The following is an 18,195-nucleotide window of genomic DNA, read 5'->3' as shown; positions in this document are numbered from 1 at the left end:
TTCTCACCGGATCGCGAGCGGGTTGATCGGCGAGCCGACCCCGCGAGTGAATTGCAGGGGTGGGCCGGCGTAGAAGAAGTCCCAGCGTCCGTCGCCCGCGCACGCCCGCGCCAGATCCTCGAAGTCGAGCATTTCCGCGAGGGTCAGGCCCATATCGCGGATGAGCACCATATGCAGTTCGAACGCGGTTCCCGGATGTTCGCCGGGCATCACCTCGACCGCCCAGTTGTCGGAGCCGACGACGGCCACGTCCTTGTCGCGCAGCCAGGTCGCACACGCCAGGCTCAGGCCCGGCTCTCCGGCCATGAAGCCCTGCGGATCACCGTCGGTGAGGAATTTCCTGCGCCAGCCCGTGCGGATCAACAGGATGTCGCCGGCGCCCACATCCACGCCCTGGGCGGCCGCGACGGCGTCGAGTTCGTCGGGACCGATCGCGGTTCCGGCTTCGAGCCAGTCCACGCCGCGATGGCGAGCCACGTCCAGCAGCACGCCGCGCCCGGCGATGCCACCGGACTGGGTGTGGATACCGCATTTGTCGGCGCCCTTGACCGTCACTCCGGAGCCGGGGTGTCCGTTGTACAGCTCGTCGTCGTAGTGCACATGCGCCAGCGAGTCGTATTGGGAACCGGCCTGCAACGGCATGAAGACGAAGTCGTCGGCCCATTTGAAACCGCCGGGAAGCACCTGTTCCTGGCCGTTTTCCGACATCAACCGGATCGGATTGATGCGCGCGCCGCCGGGCTGTGGGCCGTCACCGTCGAGCGGAATGCCGAGTTTGAAGGTCTCACCGGTGCGAATCAGCGCCGCCGCGGCCACCACCCGCTCCGGCGTGATCAGATTCGTGGTTCCGCGCTCGTCGTCGGTCCCCCACCGACCCCAATTGCTGACCTTCCGGCCCAGAGCGCGCATATCGGGAACTTCGGGCACCGTTGCCTCCTGAACAGTTTGTGACGTGACAGTCATGTCAACTTCGTGCCGCAAGTGTGTCCGACGGCACTTTCGGTGTCAATAGCCGGATGTCAGGTTCGCCCCGCCCGAGGCCGGGAGGCAGGTTCCGGACCAGGCGAGATGGAACGGCCCGGACGAAGCGGGGCGTACGAACTCGGCTGAGATGCGATAGCGCAAGGCTATTCACACACTTCTTCCGCTCACCTGGCGGCGACTATCCGATACTGTGCGGTTTCACTTCATAGCGTTCGTGGGACAGCTTCGCAGCGTCGCGGAAGTATCGGCCATGTCGAACATAATTTGTTGCTGCGCAGTGCTTTTCGTCCGGAAAGCCGCTCATCTCCAGCTGAGCCGTAGATGCAGCGGCACGCGCAGACTCATCGAAAGCTGCCGATTTCCGAAACCGAGCAGTTGATTTCCGCCATATTGACGTGCGAGGGTGATTGGGTTCACACTACCAACGAGTAACCGGACGAAGGTGTCCGGTTCGGGTAGAAGGGGACTCTGGTGAAACGAGGACGCGCAGTCCTTCAGATCGCGACCGCCGTCGCGGCCATGTCATTGCTCGTCGGCTCAGCGACCGGTCTCGCACCGAATGCGCACGCGGCATCCGATTCGTTCTACGAGTACACGGGCGCGGCGCCGCTGTCCTCGATCGCACCAGGAACCGTGTTGCAGACGCGGACGATGCCGTACCACTTCGCGGGCATCCCGACGCCCGTCACGGCGGTGCAGCTGCAGTACCGCACGACCGATGCCCGGCAGCGTCCGGCCGTGAACGTCACCTCCGTACTCCTGCCGCCGACCGGCGTCGATCCTGCGAAAGCCGTTGCCTACCAGTCCTTCTACGACTCGCTCAATCCCGAGGACGGGCCGTCGCGATCGGTCGCGGGCAATGTGTCCTTCGGCGGCGCGGTGAACAATGTGGAGGGTGAGCTGATCGCGCCGCTGCTGGCGCAGGGCTACACGATCATCGTCGCCGACACCGAGGGCCAGGCGGCCGATTTCGCCGCGGGCCCCGAGTACGGAATGAACACCCTGGACTCGATCCGGGCGGCGACCCACTCGGCGCAGGTCGGCCTGAACGAGCAGACCCGCGTCGCGCTGTTCGGATATTCGGGCGGCGCGATCGCCACCAACTGGGCCGCGGCCCTGGCGCCGGTCTACGCCCCGGATGTCGACCGGCAGCTGGTCGGGGCGGCCGAAGGTGGCGTCCTGGTCAATCCGGCACGCAACCTGCGCTATATCGACGGCAGTTTCGGCTGGGCCGGGGTGGCGGCCATGGCGGTGATCGGCATCGGCCGCTCCTACGACATCGACTTCTCGCCTTATATGAGTGCGTACGGCGCCGAGATCCTGAACAAGGTGCAGTACGCGTCCATCGCCAATGTGCTGTTCCAATACCCGGGCCTGACCTGGGCCCAGATGGTGAAGCCGGAGTACGCCGATCCCAACAGCGTGGCGCCGTTCGTCGCGGCGGTGCGCAAGGTCGACCTCGGTCTGGCGCCGACGCCGACGATTCCGATGCTCATCGGGCAGGGCGCCAACGGCGTGCTGGAAGGGACCGACAACGGTAAGCCGGTGTCCGGCCCCGGTGACGGCGTGATGGTCGCGGGCGACGTGCGCAGCCTGGCCCGGCAGTACTGCGACACCGGGAACTCCGCGATCCTGTATCGGCAGTACGACCTGCTCAGCCACACTCCGTCGACCATCGCGTGGCTGCCGGAGGCCCTGCTCTGGCTCGACGACCGGTTCGCGGGCCGGCCGGCGCCGGCGAACTGCGGCGCCGTCGCGCCGGGCAATTCGCTGGACCCGGTGATCTGAGCCCACCGGACTATATGAGAAGAGGCCCCGCGGCGTGCGGGGCCTCTTCCGTGTTCACCGGATCGGATTCGCCTGACGAAAGGCGAAGCGGCTCAGGAGATTCGCTCTATGATGGTGACGTTGGCCGTGCCGCCGCCCTCGCAGATGGTGAGCAGGCCGTAGCGGCCGTTCACCCGCTCGAGCTCGTTGAGCAGGGTGGCGAACAGCTTCGCGCCGGTGGCGCCGAGCGGATGTCCGAGCGCGATCGCGCCGCCGTGCACGTTCACCTTGTCGGGGTTCGCGCCGGTCTCCTTCAGCCAGGCCAGCACCACGGAGGCGAATGCCTCGTTGATCTCGACGACATCGATGTCGTCGATGGTCAGCCCGGTCTGCTCCAGCGCCCACTTGGTCGCCGGGATCGGCGCGGTGAGCATGTAGATCGGGTCGGCGCCGCGGGCGCTGACGTGGTGGATGCGGGCGCGCGGCTTCAGGCCGTATTCGGCGACGGCCCAGTCGGAGGCCAGCAGGGTGGCGCTGGCGCCGTCGGAGATCTGGCTGGCGACCGCGGCGGTCAGGCGGCTGCCCTCGCTGAGCGGCTCGAGTCCGGCCATCTTCTCCAGGCTGGTCTCGCGCGGTCCCTCGTCGATCCAGAAGTCGCCGACCGGCACGATCTCGCGATCGAAGGCGCCCTCGGCGATGGCCTTGCGGGCGCGCTCGTGGCTGCGAAGTGCCCAGCGCTCCATATCTTCCCGGCTGATATCCCACTTCTCGGCGATCAGCTGCGCGCCGTTGAACTGCGAGACCTCACCGGTGCCGTAGCGGTGGTCCCAGCCCTTGGCGCCGACGAACGGTGAGTCGAAACCGTATTCCTTACCGGCCAGCATGGCGGCCGAGATCGGGATCGCGCTCATGTTCTGCACGCCACCGGCGACGATCACCTCGGCGGTGCCGCTCATGATGGCCTGCGCGCCGAAATTGATCGCCTGCTGGCTGGATCCGCACTGACGGTCCACCGTGGTACCGGGGACCTCCTCCGGATATCCGGCCGCCAGCCAGGCTGTCCGGGCGATGTTGCCGGCCTGCGGGCCGATGGCGTCGACACAGCCGAAGATCACATCGTCGACGTTGCCGGGATCGATGGCGTTGCGGCCCAGCAACCCCTGCAGTGCCGCCGCGCCGAGGTCGGCGGGATGCACACCGGCCAGCGCACCGCCGCGCTTACCGATCGGCGTCCGCACGGCATCGATGACGTAGGCCTCGCGTACCGGCGCGTACCGGCGGCGATCGGACGGTGTGGACATGTAACGCTCCTATTCGGATGTGCCGGATTCGGCGCCGGACTGAGATGCTCCGGAATGAACTGCGCCGGAACGGTTCTCGGGGTTGGTGAGCCCATCGAGCACGATGGTCAGATACTGCTTGGCGAGGGTGTCCGCGGTGATGCGGCCGCCGGGCTGATACCAGCGCACCGCCACCCAGACGGTGTCGCGCAGGAAGCGGAAGGCGAGCTCGACATCGAGCTCAGGGCGGAAGCTGCCGTCGCGCACGCCCTCGGTGAGCACATTGCGCCACAGCTCCCGGAATTCCCGGTTGTATTCCGCGATGTACTCGAAACGCGGTGTGTCACTGAGCCTTTTGGCCTCGGCCTGATAGATCGCGACGGCCGAATGCCAGCGGTCGAACGATTCACAGGAGGCGATGACCAGCGCCTCGAGCGTGGCTCGCGGCGACAGGTTGGAGGCGACGATCTCGCGGTAGCGGCCGAACAGATCGTCGAGGAAGCCGCGCAGGATCTCGTCCACCATCGCCTCTTTCGAGTCGAAGTGGTGGTAGAGACTGCCGGATAGAATCCCCGCCGCATCGGCGATATCGCGGACCGTGGTCGCACGCAGGCCGCGCTCGGCGAACAGGCCGGCGGCCAGGCCGAGCAACTCGTTGCGGCGTGCGGATTTGGAGGCCTCGGATGCGGTCACTCGGCCATAATACAACCAAGCATTTGCTTGGTCTACGGTGGTGGCTCACCGAATGGAATAGCGCAGCGGCGAGGACATCGACAGATCGACGAGGAGCCGATCGCAGATCTCCATCGGCGGGATACCGGCCCGTTTCATCCGTGCCACCAGCGCGAGCCGACGCTCGCAGCTGTCCCATTCCACCGTCAGCGGCCCCCGGCCGGGTCCCGCGTCCACGGTCGCCATCGCCCGCGGCGGGCCGGCCGGATCCGGGATCTCACTGAGTTTGAGCACGATGCCGCGCCGCCACGCCAGATAGGTGTCGCGATCGGCGGCGCCCTCCAATTTGCCGGTGGCCGCGGCCAGTCCTCGATCGATGCCGTCGGCGAAGGCGAGGCGATCGAATCGGAACCGCCGGCAGCGCCGGACCACCTCCAGTAGATCGGCGCGCACCTCGCACAGCAAGGCGGTCTGCTGCCGGCGGCGTTCCCCACCGGGATCGGCCTCCCCCGGGCCGCAGCCGGCGCCGATGCGCCGCACTCGCCGCCGATCGCGGGCCATATCCGCACGCAGGGCGGCACGCGGATCGCGTGCCACCTCGGCCTCGTCGACCTCGTGTTCGTGCAGAATCTGCGCAGCGCGGGTCGCCGTCGCGTGCGCATCGGGGTGATCGAGCAATTCCGCACCGAGGGTGAGAGCGGCGAGCACGACGCTGTCCTGCCGCCGCCGCGCGAGCACCACCTCGCGAATCAACTCGAGTTCCAGTACGTCGTTGTCTTCCTGTCGACCGTCCAGACCCATGGGTCGTGGTCCCTTCGAACTGTCGGAACCGGACGTTCTCAGGATCCCACAGGTAGGGGCAGTAGGCGCCAGTGTTTTTTGCCTCCGCTTCGCTGCGGCGGGGTTCTCGGCCCCCTGGGCCTCGATTTTTCACTCCTCCGGTCAGTCGCTGCGCTCCCTCCCTCCGTCGCTCCAAAATCGAGGCGGGCCGAGAACTACCGGGGTGTACCTCTCGCAGCTGTGCACCCTGGTGCGTTACCTCAGGACCGTCGGGGCGTACCTCTTGCCGAGGTTTCTTCTCACGCGCGCTGGCTGCTTACCGAGACGACTTCGCCTGTCATGTAGGAGGTGTAGTCGCTGGCGAGCATCGCGATGGTGGCGGCGACCTCCCACGGCTCGGCGGCCCGGCCGAAGGCCTCGCCCGCGGCCAGGCGATCGAGCAGTTCGGTGGAGCTCACCTTGTCCAGGAAGGGGTGGCGGGCGATGCTCGGCGCGACCGCGTTGATTCGCACGCCCAGTTCCGCGGCCTCCACGGCGCTGCAGCGGGTCAATGCCATGACACCGGCCTTGGCGGCGGCGTAGTGGGCCTGGCCGTGCTGGGCCCGCCAGCCGAGCACGCTGGCGTTGTTGACGATCACGCCGCCGTGGCCCGCGGTGCGGAAGTAGTTCAGCGCGGCGCGGGTGCAGCGGAAGGTGCCGTTCAGCGTGATGTCCAGGACGCGATCCCACTGTTCGTCGGTCATGTCGACGACCGGTGTCTCACCGCCCAGGCCGGCGTTGTTGACCATGATGTCGATGCGGCCCAGGCGCTGCACCGCGGCGTGGATCAGTTCGTCGACCTGTTCGGTACTGGTCACGTCGCAGACCACCGAGGCGACCTTGCGCTGCGGGAATTCCGCGGCCAGCTCCTCCTCGGTCTGCTTCAGCCGGCGTTCGTGCCAGTCGGAGACCACGACGTCGGCGCCCTCGTCGAGCATGCGGCGCGCGGTGGCCGATCCGATGCCCGTGCCGGCGGCGGCGGTGATCACCGCGACCCGGCCGGCGAGCAGTCCGTGACCGGAGATCGGCTGGGGCGGAACCGAGAGATCAGGCACTGTAGGTCCTTCCTTACGGCCGAACAGCGGCTTCGGCCGATGGTTTCCGGTCGAAGGTTCGGCCGGGCGGGGTGGTCAGCGGGCTTCGCGGGGCAGGCCGAGCACGCGTTCGGAGATGATGTTGCGCTGCACTTCGTTCGAGCCGCCGTAGATCGTGTCGGCGCGGGTGAACAGATAGAGGCGCTGCCATTGGTTCAGGTCGTCCGCGGGGTGCGGATCGAGGGCGGAGCCGGTGCCGCCGACCGGAGGCCGGGCGATCAGGCCTTCGGCGCCGAGCACGTCCATGGCCAGTTCGCCGAGGCCGCGATGCCAATTGGCCCACAACAGCTTCGAGACCGAGGCCTGGCCCGCGGCCGCGGCACTCGGGTCAGGCCTGGAGGAGGCAGCTTGCGTAACCACGGAAGGCCCCCGAGTGCCGCGATCGGACCCTGCGCGGGCGTCGACGTTCTGATGCGCCGATTCCAGGGTCCGCAGCGCGTGTGCGCGCAGCACGCGCAAACCCACCCACGCCTGGTCGATGCGCTCGGCCAGGGCCGGATCCGCCAGCGCGCCATTGGCTTTCGCCACCGCCTCCAGATTCGACAGTTCGCGCGCGAACCGGATCTGCTGGCCGACGGTGGAGATGCCGCGCTCGAAGGTCAACGTGCCCATGGCGACTCGCCAGCCCTCACCGGGTTTGCCCACCACCAGATCGGCGGCGGTGCGGGCGTTGTCGAAGAACACCTCGTTGAATTCGGCGGTGCCGGTGAGCTGGATGATCGGGCGCACCTCGATACCGGGCTGCTTCATCGGCACCAGCAGATAGGACAGGCCGTGGTGGCGGGTCGAGCCGGATTCGGTGCGGGCGATGACGAAACACCAGTCCGACAGATGCGCCAGCGAGGTCCAGATCTTCTGGCCGTTGATCGACCATTCGTCACCGTCGAGCCGGGCGCTGGTCGACACGTTCGCCAGGTCCGAACCGGCCCCGGGCTCGGAATATCCCTGACACCATAGTTCGGTGACCGAGCGGATACCGGGCAGGAAGCGCTGTTTCTGCTCCTCGGTGCCGAAGGCGAGCAGGGTCGGGCCGAGCAGCTCCTCCCCCAGGTGCGAGACGCGCGCCGGGGCATTCGCGCTCGCGTACTCCTCGTGGAAGATCACCTGCTGGCGCAGCGTCGCCGCCCGGCCGCCGTACTCGACCGGCCAGCCCAGGCAGGTCAACCCCGCCGCGGCGAGGTGGCGGTCCCACTCCAGCCGCTCGTCGAAGGCTTCGTGCTCACTTCCGGGCCCGCCGAGCCCGCGCAGCTCGCGGAACTGCCCGTTCAGGTTTTCGGCCAGCCATTCCCGCACTTCGGCGCGGAATTCCTGGTCGGCTGCGTTTTCCGTACCGGGGGCCGCCGCGGGGGAGGCATCCGCGCCGGCGGCGGAATCGGGGGTCTGGATCGCACTCACTCCGGTAGAGTAACCTACCAAGCACTTGCTTTGTAGGGCGGTGAGCTCTGCAGCGCGAATCGACCGACGGACCGAGCCGTCACCACGCCGGACAAGCCGGCTGCTCGGCCCGTCGACCAGCGTGTAGAAGACGAGGACGACGTGACACCCCCTGTGCAGACCACCCCTCTCGCCCTGCACGAAGCCGCGCGCATCCACGGCGATGCGGCGGCGGTCAGCGACGGCGAGGTGCACCTGAGCTGGGTGCAACTACTCGATGCCGTGCGGCAGACGGCGGGGGCGCTGATCGCGCGCGGAATCCAGCGCGGCGATCGGATCGCGATCTGGGCGCCCAACACCTGGCACTGGGTGGTGGCCGCACTGGCCACGCACTACACCGGCGCCGCACTGGTTCCGCTCAACACCCGCTACGTCGCCGACGAGGCCGCCGATGTGATCGCCCGGGTCGATGCGAAGGCGCTGTTCATCGCCGATCCGTTCCTGGGCCGACAGCGCCTCGCGGAATTGCGCGCGGCCGCACCGGAATTGGCGGTCGGCACGATCATCGTCATTCCGGCGGAGGGCGAATCGGCCTACGACGATGCCGTCGCCTGGTCGCAACTGGCCGAACTCGCCGCGCAGACGCCGGTGGAGAAGGTGATCGCGCGCGCGGAATCGGTCGAGCCCGAAGACATCGCCGACATCCTGTTCACCTCGGGCACCACCGGCCGCAGCAAGGGCACGCTCGTCGCCCAGCGCCAGGCACTCGATGTGGTGCGGGCCTGGGTGGAGCGGTCGACGCTGAACAGCTCCGATCGCTATCTGGTGATCCCGCCGTTCTTCCACAACTTCGGCTACAAGGCGGCCATCCTCGCCTGCCTGGTCACCGGCGCCACGATCGTGCCGCAGGCGACCTTCGACGTGCCGCAGACGATGCGGATGGTGCAGGAGCAGGCCATCACGGTATTGACCGGTCCGCCGACGATCTACCAGACCATCCTGGAACATCCCGCCCGCGCCGATTTCGATCTGAGCAGCCTGCGGGTGGCGGTCACCGGCGCGGCGACCGTACCCGTGGTGCTGGTCGAGAGAATGCGCAGCGAACTGGAATTCGAGGTGGTCGTCACCGCGTACGGCCTCTCCGAATCCTCCGGCTTCGGCACCATGTGCCTGCCCGACGACGATCCGGAGACCATCGCCAATACCTCCGGTGCGGCCATGGCCGGATTCGAGGTGCGCATCGGCGATCACGGCGAGGTGTTGCTGCGCGGGCCGAACGTGATGGTCGGCTATCTCGACGATCCCGAGGCCACGGCCAAGACCATCGACGCCGACGGCTGGTTGCACACCGGCGACGTCGGAATCCTCGACGAGCGCGGCTATCTCAAGATCACCGACCGGCTCAAGGACATGTACATCTCCGGCGGCTTCAACGTCTACCCGGCCGAGATCGAACAGACTCTGGCCCGGCTCGACGGCGTCGCCGAATCCGCCGTGATCGGGGTGCCGGACGAGCGGATGGGCGAGGTCGGCAAGGCCTACATCGTGCGCCGGGCGGGTGCCGAACTGTCCGAAGACGACGTCGTCGCCTACGCGAAGAAGACCCTGGCCAATTTCAAGGTGCCGCGATTCGTGGAGTTCCGGGACCGGCTGCCCTACAGCGCCGCCGGCAAAGTGCTCAAGCGGCAACTACGTGAGGAGATCTCGTGACCACAGACGCAACCCCCGCGCCGATTCCGGACGAGGGCGAGGTCGTCACCTACGAGCGCCGTGGTCCGATCGCCCTGGTCACGATGAACCGGCCCGACTACCGCAACGCCCAGAATTCGGTGATGACCTACGCGCTCGACGCCGCCTTCACGCGGGCGGTCGAGGACGCCGAGGTCAAGGTGATCATCCTGGCGGGCAGCGGAAAACACTTCAGCGCCGGGCACGACATCGGCACGCCCGGACGCGACCACCACATCGAATACGACAACAAGGCCGCGCTGTGGTGGGACCACGTCGACCGGCCCGGCGGCGATCAGCGCTTCGCCCGGGAGCTCGAGGTCTACCTCGGCATGTGCCGGCGCTGGCGGGAGATTCCCAAACCCACCATCGCGATGGTGCAGGGCGCCTGCATCGCGGGCGCGATGATGCTGGCCTGGGTGTGCGACATGATCGTCGCCGCCGACGACGCCTTCTTCTCCGATCCCGTTGTCCGGATGGGCATTCCGGGCGTCGAATACTTCGCGCACCCCTGGGTGCTGGGCCCGCGGCGGGCCAAGGAGGTGCTGTTCACCGGTGATCGGTTCAGCGCCGAGCAGGCCTACGAGTGGGGCATGGTCAACCGGGTCGTGCCTCGCGCCGAATTGGAATCGCACACTCTCGAGCTGGCCGAGAAGATCGCCACCATGCCGCAATTCGGCTTGGCGCTGACCAAGAAGGCCGTCAACCAGTGCGAGGACCTGATGGGGTTGCGCGCCGGCATGGATTCGGTCTTCGGCCTGCACCACTTCGCCCACGCCCACAACGCCGAGGTCGGCACCGACTCGCTGGCCGGTATGACCGCCAAGTCGATGAAGGCGACCGCAACGACCGCCACGACCGCAGAACGGAGCGGCAAGTAGATGGATCTCGAACTCGATTCGGCCGCAGCGCAATTCCAGCTCGAAGTGCGCGAGTTCCTGCGCGCCAACGTCCCCGCCGAACCGCTGCCGTCGATGGACACCCGGGAGGGTTTCGAGGCGCATCGAGCCTGGGAGCACACCCTCGCCGATGCCCGGCTCTCGGTGGTGTCGTGGCAGCGCGAATACGGCGGGCGCGACGCCTCGCTGCTCGAGTGGGTGCTGTTCGAGGAGGAGTACTACGCCGCGGGCGCGCCCGGGCGGGTGAGCCAGAACGGCATCTTCCTACTGGCCCCCACCCTGTTCGAACACGGCACGCCGGAACAGCTCGAGCGGATCCTGCCGAGAATGGCTCGCGCCGACGACATCTGGGCGCAGGCGTGGTCGGAGCCGGAGGCCGGTAGCGACCTCGCGGGCATTCGCTCCAGCGCGAAGCGGGTCGAGGGCGGCTGGGTGCTCAACGGGCAGAAGACCTGGAGTTCGCGAGCCTCGTTCGCGGACTGGGCCTTCGGCCTGTTCCGCAGCGATCCGGAGGCCGAGCGGCACAAGGGCCTCACCTATGTGATGTTCCCGCTGTCGGCCGACGGTGTGACCGTTCGGCCTATCCCGCAGCTCGACGGCGAGCCCGGTTTCGCGGAGATCTTCCTGGACAACGTCTTCGTCCCCGATCGCGATGTGATCGGCGAACCGGGCGCGGGCTGGCGGGTGGCGATGAGCACCTCCAGCAACGAACGCGGCCTGTCGCTGCGCAGCCCGGGCCGGTTCAACGCCACGGCCGCACGCTTGATCGAGCTGTGGCGCGAGACCGCCGATCCGGCCGACACCGCGGCCCGCAACCGCGTGGTCGACGCGTGGATCGGCGCGGAGGCCTACCGGCTCAACACCCTCGGCACCGTGACCCGGCTGTCGGAGGGCGGCAAACTCGGCGCGGAATCGTCGATCAACAAGGTCTTCTGGTCCGAACTCGATATCGCGATGCACGAGACCGCCCTGGATCTGCTCGGCGCCTCGGCCGAGCAGAGCAGCGCCTGGACCGACGGCTACCTGTTCTCGCTGGCGGGCCCGATCTATGCCGGTACCAACGAGATTCAGCGCAATATCGTCGCCGAGCGCCTGCTCGGGCTACCGCGTTGAGATCCGCCATGTGCCACCCCGCCTCCCCGCGCCGCACCCCCGAATGGACCCATCGATGAGATTTGCACTGTCCCCCGAACAACGCGACTTCGCCGGCAGCCTGCGCAAGATGTGCGATGCCGCGGGCACGCCCGCCGTCATCCGCAACTGGAACGGCGGCGGCGCCCGCGGCGGCCGGGCACTGATCCGGCACCTGGCCGGCGCCGGCGCTCTGGGCCTGGCCGTGGCCGAGGAATACGACGGGATGGGCGCCGAGACCATCGACCTGGTGGTGGCGTGCCGGGAATTCGGCCGGGCCGCGGTGCCGGGCCCGGTGATCGAGACCGCCGCGGTGATTCCGGCGCTGTTGCAGGCGCTCGACGATTCGGGTCCGGCGCGGCGATGGCTGCCGAGCTTCGCTGAGGGTGAGTCGCTCGGCACCATCGCGCTCTCGCCGCAAACACCTGCCCTCGACGCCGATTCCGCCGATGTGGTGCTGGTCGTGGACGGTGACACGCTGTGCACGGCTCGCCGAGGCGACCGGATCGAATCGGTGGACGCGGCGCGGCGGCTGTATACGGTGAGCCCGGACGAGGTGGTGGCACAGGGTGATTCGGTGCTCGCCGCGGCGGAGACGGCGTTCGACGCCGGTGCGCTGGCGGCGGCGGCCCAGCTGCTGGGCGCGGGTAACGCGATGCTGGCCACCAGCGTCGCCTATGTGATCCAGCGGCATCAGTTCGGGCAGCCGATCGGGCGCTACCAGGCCATCAAACACCATCTGGCCGATGCGAAGATCGGCCTCGACATGGCCGAACCGCTGCTGTACCGCGCGGCGCTGAGCTTCGGCACCGCCGACCGCGCCCGCGATGTCTCGGCGGCCAAATTCGCCTGCGCGGAGGCCGCGTACCGGACGGCGCGGATCGCCCTGCAGGTGCACGGCGCCATCGGTTACACGGCCGAATGCGATCTGTCGCTGTGGCTGACCAAGGTGACCGCTCTGCGATCCGCGTGGGGCACCGCCGATTTCCATCGCGCCCGGATCGCCGCGGCGCTGCGTACGCCGGTGGCGGCCGGCGCGTGAACCACCGAGACGACGAGACGGGAGTACGGCGATGACCGATACCGCGGAACTGCAGGAACTGGCCGCGACCGTACGCGCCGTCCTCACCCGGCACGGCGACCGGGCCGCCCTGCGGCAGGCGATCGACAGCGAACTCGGTTACGACGAGCGGCTGTGGCAACTGCTGTGCGAGCAGGTGGGTGTGGCCGCGCTGGCGATTCCGGAGGAGTACGGCGGCGTCGGCGCCGGGATCGATACGGCGCTGGTGGTGATCGAGGAACTGGGGCGCACGTTGCACAACCCGCCGATGCTCGGATCGGCGGTCCTCGGCGTCCAGGCCGTGCTGGCGACGGGCGATGCCGCCGCGGCGCAGCGATTGCTGCCCGGGGTCGCCGAGGGCAGCCGGACGCTCGCGGTGTGCTGGGCGGACGAAAAAGGCTGGGCGACAAACGCAGTCGCGAGCACCGGTGCGGCTCGTGGACCCGCGGGATACGCGGTGCGGGCCGACGGCGGCACATTGACCGGGACCGCGCACTACGTCCTCGACGGCGCCGACGCCGACACCCTGCTGGTGGTGACAGCCGACGGACTCTACGAAATCGACGCCACCGCAGCGGGAGTCACCCGCACCGTCGTCCGGACCATGGATCCGACGCGGCGCCTGAGCACCGTCGCCTTCGAGGGCGCGGCGGCCACCCGGCTGGGCGGGGATGCGGACGCGATCACGGCTCGCCTGCGGGCGGTGGCCTGGACCGCCCTGGCCGCCGAACAGGTCGGCGCGGCCGATCAGTGCCTCGACACGACCGTGGAGTACAGCAAGTCGCGCGTGCAGTTCGGCCGCCCGATCGGCAGTTTCCAGGCGCTCAAGCACCGCATGGCCGATATGTACGTGCTGGTGGAATCGGCCCGCTCGGCCGCGTACGCCGCGATCGCGGATCTGGATCGACCGGTGACCGCGGAGACGACGCTCGACCTCGAGTCGGCGCGCATCCACTGCTCACACGCGTTCCGTTCGGTGGTGTCGGAGACCGTGCAGATGCACGGCGGCATCGCCATCACCTGGGAGCACGACGCGCATCTGTATTTCAAGCGGGCGCACGGCGATGCCGAACTATTCGGGATGCCGGGACGGCCGCTGGCTCGACCCGCCTGATCCGCATCGCCCGACAATTCACGCGGCCGCGCTCGCGTACTCCGACCCCGCGCCCCACGGTCGCGGGGTCGAGTCGTGTTCGCGACCCGGCCGTCCGGCTCTGCCGTTCCGCCCCGTTCAACCCTGCTGGTACAGCCGCCTGCCGCCACCGCCACCGCCGCCACCGCCGCCACCGCCGCCACCGACAGCGAAGCCGCTTCCGCTGCGGCCGCAAGAGCGGCGCCGACCTGCCGAAACTAGCTGTGCGCGAGGTCACCGGAAAATAGATAGTTAGGCTATGTACATACATAGTTAGCTTATGTAACATAATTTTCGTGCAGTCGAACGAGTCGCCCACTCTCCCCGATTCGGCCCGGAGCCCGGTCTCCGCCCCGGATCCGGCCGAGGTGCTCATGGTCGACATCGCCGTCACCGCCGCGCGGCTCACTCGACTGGCCGGCACGCTGGGAACCCGAGCGCTCCCGCGTGCGATGGTGCGGGCGCTGTCCACGCTCGAAGAGCACGATCCGCTGCGAATCAGCGAATTCGCGGAGATCGACGGTTGCTCCCAGCCCTCGGCAACGGCGCTGATCGGCCGGCTGACAGCCGCCGGACTCGCCGCACGCACCAAAGACCCCGACGACTCCAGAGCCGTGGTCGTCGAGCTGACGCCGGCGGGGCACGAACAGTTGTCCGTGTCCCGTCGCGCGTTCGGCACCGCCCTCGCGGCCCGGTTGCCCGACTTCGGCATCGACCGGCTCAGCCACCTCGAAAGTGAACTGACCGATCTCCTCGAAGCCCTGAAATCGGCTGCACCGCATACAGTCTCGAAGTAGGAGCGTTGATGAGCACCACTCTCTCATCACCGACCGCGACCGAGGCGACGACCACTCCGACGACCAAGCAACCCAAATCGGTATGGGCAGTAGCTTTCGCCTCGGTCATCGCCTTCATGGGTATCGGCCTGGTGGATCCGATTCTGAAACCGATCGGCGAACAGCTGCACGCATCGCCGTCGCAGGTCACCCTGCTGTTCACCAGCTACATGCTGGTCACCGGTGTCGCGATGCTGATCACCGGCGTGGTGTCGAGCCGCTTCGGCGCCAAGAAGACGCTACTCGCCGGCCTGGCCGTCATCGTCGTCTTCGCCGCGCTGGCCGGATCGTCGGGAACGGTCGGGCAGATCGTCGGCTTCCGCGCCGGATGGGGACTGGGTAACGCGCTGTTCATCGCGACCGCATTGGCCACCATCGTGGGCGCGGCCAGCGGCGGAGTCGCCCGGGCCATCATCCTGTACGAGGCGGCACTGGGCATCGGTATCGCCGCCGGACCGCTGGTCGGCGGATTCCTGGGCGGATTCAGCTGGCGCGCACCGTTCTTCGGTGTCGCCGTCCTGATGGCGGTGGCGTTCGTCGCGATCGTCGCCCTGCTGCCGGAGATGCCGAAACCGGCCCACCACACCTCGATCGCGGCCCCCTTCAAGGCCTTACGGCACCGCGGACTGCTGCTGGTCAGCATCACCGCACTGCTCTACAACTACGGGTTCTTCACCCTGCTCGCCTACACCCCGTTCCCGCTGAACATGGGCACCTATTCGATCGGATTCATCTTCTTCGGCTGGGGTCTGCTGCTGGCGCTGGCCTCGGTGGTCTTCGCGCCGCGACTGCAGCGCATGTTCGGCACCGTGCCGATGATCGCGACCGCGCTGGCGCTGTTCGCCGCCGATCTGGCCGCGATGGCGATCTGGGCCGATCACAAGCCGGTGCTGATCGTGGGCACCGTATTGGCGGGCCTGTTCCTCGGCGTGAACAACACCCTGATCACCGAGGCCGTGATGATCTCCGCCCCGGTGGAACGCTCCACCGCCTCGGCCGCCTACAGCTTCGTCCGGTTCGTCGGTGGCGCCGCCGCCCCGTATCTGGCCGGCAAGCTCGGCGAACATCAGATGGCCCTGCCGTTCTGGGTCGGCGCCGCGTGTACCGCGGTCGGCGTCCTGGTGCTGCTCGGCGGCCGGTCGGCCCTGTCCCACATGGACGAGCACGACCCGGCCGAACACAGCCCGGCCGAAGCCGAAGCCATCACCGTCGGCGACGACTGACCCGAACTCGTCGTCGGGGACGATCCACCCCCTCGGCCCCGACGACACCCTCCGCTGCGGTACCCCTTCTCTGACCGCAACGGCGGTGAGCCGGAATCCCCTCGCGAAACCCGCAGGGGATTCCGGCCTTTCCCTCTCCACCCGTTCTCGCTCGTGCGGCCGGTAGCGGTGAACCGAGGTTGCACGAAAAGTTCGGGCATACCGCTATGGGCCGGTGCCGCGTCGATCGACGAACGACTGACACTCGTGGAAGCTGTCACAGCCGAGTTGACGATTACTCAGCCGCGAGAGATCGCTGTCTACGGTCGATTGTTCGCTGAACTCGCCGAAGAATCCGTGACAGGAGACAAAGCCCGAGAGATCATCCGCCGCGCGATCGAATCTCGGACGCACACCGCGTCACCTTCCGCGCGTACCGTGGTGCAATGACCGAGACGAATCGGGGGCGGGTACGGACCGAGGCGGGTCACCGGCGAATCCGGGCCTATGTGGACGGGCACGTCGTCGCGGACACCATCCGTCCGCTGCTGGTCTGGGAGAGCCCTTACTACCCCACTTACTACGTGCCGGTCGAGGACGTTCGCGCCGAACTGGTCGCGACCGGATCGACCAAGCATTCCACCAGTCGTGGCGAGGGCGACATCTACGACGTGGTGATCGGCGATACCACCAGACCCGCTGCCGCCCTTCGCTATCCGGAGTCGCCGATCCCGGAGCTGCGCGAGCACATCCGCTTGGAGTGGGAACAGATGGATCGGTGGTTCGAGGAGGACGAGCCGATCTACGTCCATCCGCGCAATCCCTATACGCGCGTCGACATCCTCGCCAGTTCACGCACTGTGCGGGTGGAACTCGGCGGCGAGGTGGTGGCGGAATCGGATTCGCCGCACATCCTCTACGAGACCGGGCTCGTCCCCCGCTACTACCTCCCGCTGACCGATGTGCGGATGGATCTGCTCACGCCCTCGGCCACCACGACGAGCTGTCCCTACAAGGGCACCGCCGAGTACTACAACATCCGCATCGGCGAGACCGAATATCCCGATCTGGTCTGGTACTACCGCACTCCCCTGCCGGAGAGCCAGAAGGTCGCGGGCCTGGTCTGCTTCTACAACGAGAAGGTCGAGTTGTATGTGGACGGGGTCCGGCAGGAACATTCCACCCCGTTCAGCTGATTCACGGCGCTACCTCTGGTCCAGCGACACGGGGCCTTCCGGATGCATTCGGCCTCCTCACACCGCGAGGACGGGCGGCAACTCCTCCGCGCGGCGATAACGCCCGGGGGCCAGGGTGTATTCGCGCTTGAATGCCTTGGCGAACGCGAATTCGGAACCGTAGCCGACGCGGTGCGCGATCGCCGCGATCGGCAGGTCGGTCTCGCGCAGCAGGCGTGCGGCGGTGAGCATGCGCCAGCGGGTCAGATACGACAGCGGTGCCTCGCCGACGGTCGCGGCGAACCGGCGGGCCAGGGTGGCGCGGGATACTCCCGCCACCGCGCTCAGCTCGGGTACGGTCCAGGCCCGCGCGGGGTCGGCGTGGATGGCGCGCAGCGCGGCCGACACCGCCGGATCGGTGAAAGCGCCTGCCCAGCCGGACGTTTCGGCCCGCTCGTACCAGGAGCGCAGGACGAACAGCAGCAGCGTATCCAGCAGTGCGGGTACCGCGGCATCGGTGCCCGGCCGCGGTTCGGTGAGCTCGCCGACGAGCAGATCCACCGCGGCACGCAGCGCCGGGGAGCGGTCCGGATCCGCGGGCAGGTGCAGGAAGTCGGGCAGTTGATCCAGCAGCGGGTGACGGCGACTCCGGCTGACCTCGTACGCACCGCACAGCAGGGTTGTCCGCGATCCCGGCCCGGGGATCTCACGCGGCTCACCCGGGGTCGCCACCTCGGTGATCGCGCTGTGCGGACTGTCCGCTATCACATGCGCGGCCCCGCGCGGCATGAACAACACATCGCCCGGCCCCATCGCCACCGGCTCCGACTCGGGCGCCAGCAGCCAGCATTCGCCCTGCAGGACGATATGGAATCCGGCCCCCGGCACCAGCGGATACCGCCGTCCCCAGGGCGCGTGCCGCACGAAAAGTCCCGAGGCGGGCAGCCCGGTCCGCACCGCCGCCACCGTCTCACTCAAGATGTCCACACGCTGCCCCACTCGGCCGATCTCACACCGCGACGATCACCAGCATGCTGACCGA

At 68.1% G+C, this 18,195-nt stretch carries 16 protein-coding genes; 9 read left to right on the top strand and 7 right to left on the bottom strand.

The genetic code is table 11. The features are described 5' to 3' along the window. Nucleotides 1–3 precede the first annotated feature (3 nt). On the bottom strand, nucleotides 4–909 hold the full coding sequence (locus ACPCUW_RS24940) for a cyclase family protein (RefSeq protein ID WP_064901577.1): 906 nt from the start codon (nucleotides 907–909) through the stop codon (nucleotides 4–6). A 546-nt stretch (nucleotides 910–1,455) separates the two neighbouring features. Here ACPCUW_RS24940 and ACPCUW_RS24935 point away from each other — a divergent pair. Continuing rightward, on the top strand, nucleotides 1,456–2,772 hold the full coding sequence (locus ACPCUW_RS24935) for a lipase family protein (protein WP_423427429.1): 1,317 nt from the start codon (nucleotides 1,456–1,458) through the stop codon (nucleotides 2,770–2,772). A 92-nt stretch (nucleotides 2,773–2,864) separates the two neighbouring features. On the opposite strand, the gene ACPCUW_RS24930 is transcribed toward ACPCUW_RS24935, so the two are convergent. From ACPCUW_RS24930 to ACPCUW_RS24910, 5 genes are all read right to left on the bottom strand, one after another. Then, nucleotides 2,865–4,052, bottom strand: coding sequence for an acetyl-CoA C-acetyltransferase (locus ACPCUW_RS24930; RefSeq protein WP_423427427.1), 1,188 nt, complete (start codon nucleotides 4,050–4,052; stop codon nucleotides 2,865–2,867). A 9-nt stretch (nucleotides 4,053–4,061) separates the two neighbouring features. Beyond that, on the bottom strand, nucleotides 4,062–4,724 hold the full coding sequence (locus ACPCUW_RS24925; RefSeq protein ID WP_063010039.1) for a TetR/AcrR family transcriptional regulator: 663 nt from the start codon (nucleotides 4,722–4,724) through the stop codon (nucleotides 4,062–4,064). Between the two features lie 45 nt (nucleotides 4,725–4,769). Continuing rightward, nucleotides 4,770–5,504 (bottom strand): hypothetical protein, encoded by a 735-nt coding sequence (locus ACPCUW_RS24920; protein ID WP_063010041.1) that lies wholly within the window; start codon nucleotides 5,502–5,504, stop codon nucleotides 4,770–4,772. Nucleotides 5,505–5,782: 278 nt separating this feature from the next. Further along, complete coding sequence (locus tag ACPCUW_RS24915) at nucleotides 5,783–6,577, bottom strand: SDR family oxidoreductase (RefSeq protein WP_423427424.1); 795 nt, start codon at nucleotides 6,575–6,577, stop codon at nucleotides 5,783–5,785. Nucleotides 6,578–6,652: 75 nt separating this feature from the next. Next, the gene (locus tag ACPCUW_RS24910) at nucleotides 6,653–8,011 is read right to left on the bottom strand and encodes an acyl-CoA dehydrogenase family protein (protein WP_423427422.1); all 1,359 of its coding nucleotides are present in this window, start codon (nucleotides 8,009–8,011) and stop codon (nucleotides 6,653–6,655) included. Nucleotides 8,012–8,152: 141 nt separating this feature from the next. On the opposite strand from ACPCUW_RS24910, the gene ACPCUW_RS24905 reads away from it, so the two are divergent. The 8 genes from ACPCUW_RS24905 to ACPCUW_RS24870 all read left to right on the top strand — a co-directional run bounded on the left by ACPCUW_RS24905 (nucleotide 8,153) and on the right by ACPCUW_RS24870 (nucleotide 17,174). Continuing rightward, complete coding sequence (locus ACPCUW_RS24905) at nucleotides 8,153–9,700, top strand: FadD3 family acyl-CoA ligase (RefSeq protein ID WP_063010043.1); 1,548 nt, start codon at nucleotides 8,153–8,155, stop codon at nucleotides 9,698–9,700. Continuing rightward, nucleotides 9,697–10,599 (top strand): enoyl-CoA hydratase, encoded by a 903-nt coding sequence (locus ACPCUW_RS24900; protein ID WP_255359499.1) that lies wholly within the window; start codon nucleotides 9,697–9,699, stop codon nucleotides 10,597–10,599. The genes ACPCUW_RS24905 and ACPCUW_RS24900 overlap by 4 nt, the downstream gene beginning before the upstream one ends. Then, a complete protein-coding gene (locus ACPCUW_RS24895; RefSeq protein ID WP_195022926.1) occupies nucleotides 10,600–11,730 on the top strand; it encodes an acyl-CoA dehydrogenase family protein in 1,131 nt (376 codons plus the stop codon). A gap of 55 nt (nucleotides 11,731–11,785) precedes the next feature. Beyond that, on the top strand, nucleotides 11,786–12,790 hold the full coding sequence (locus ACPCUW_RS24890) for an acyl-CoA dehydrogenase family protein (RefSeq protein ID WP_423427420.1): 1,005 nt from the start codon (nucleotides 11,786–11,788) through the stop codon (nucleotides 12,788–12,790). Between the two features lie 31 nt (nucleotides 12,791–12,821). Then, a complete protein-coding gene (locus tag ACPCUW_RS24885; RefSeq protein ID WP_423427418.1) occupies nucleotides 12,822–13,922 on the top strand; it encodes an acyl-CoA dehydrogenase family protein in 1,101 nt (366 codons plus the stop codon). Nucleotides 13,923–14,236: 314 nt separating this feature from the next. After that, entirely contained in the window at nucleotides 14,237–14,737 is a 501-nt protein-coding gene (locus ACPCUW_RS24880; protein ID WP_423427416.1) for a MarR family winged helix-turn-helix transcriptional regulator, read from the top strand. An 8-nt stretch (nucleotides 14,738–14,745) separates the two neighbouring features. After that, on the top strand, nucleotides 14,746–15,999 hold the full coding sequence (locus ACPCUW_RS24875; RefSeq protein WP_423427415.1) for an MFS transporter: 1,254 nt from the start codon (nucleotides 14,746–14,748) through the stop codon (nucleotides 15,997–15,999). A gap of 425 nt (nucleotides 16,000–16,424) precedes the next feature. Further along, the gene (locus ACPCUW_RS24870) at nucleotides 16,425–17,174 is read left to right on the top strand and encodes a DUF427 domain-containing protein (protein WP_104391152.1); all 750 of its coding nucleotides are present in this window, start codon (nucleotides 16,425–16,427) and stop codon (nucleotides 17,172–17,174) included. Nucleotides 17,175–17,231: 57 nt separating this feature from the next. Here ACPCUW_RS24870 and ACPCUW_RS24865 read toward each other — a convergent pair whose 3' ends face one another. Next, complete coding sequence (locus tag ACPCUW_RS24865; protein ID WP_423427413.1) at nucleotides 17,232–18,140, bottom strand: AraC family transcriptional regulator; 909 nt, start codon at nucleotides 18,138–18,140, stop codon at nucleotides 17,232–17,234. Between the last annotated feature and the right edge of the window lie 55 nt (nucleotides 18,141–18,195).

Origin of the sequence: Nocardia sp. AB354 (assembly GCF_049538315.1) — a bacterium.
Lineage (GTDB): Bacteria > Actinomycetota > Actinomycetes > Mycobacteriales > Mycobacteriaceae > Nocardia > Nocardia nova.
The sequence above is the reverse complement of the archived record's forward strand: the minus strand, read 5'-3'. Positions and strand labels throughout refer to the sequence as shown.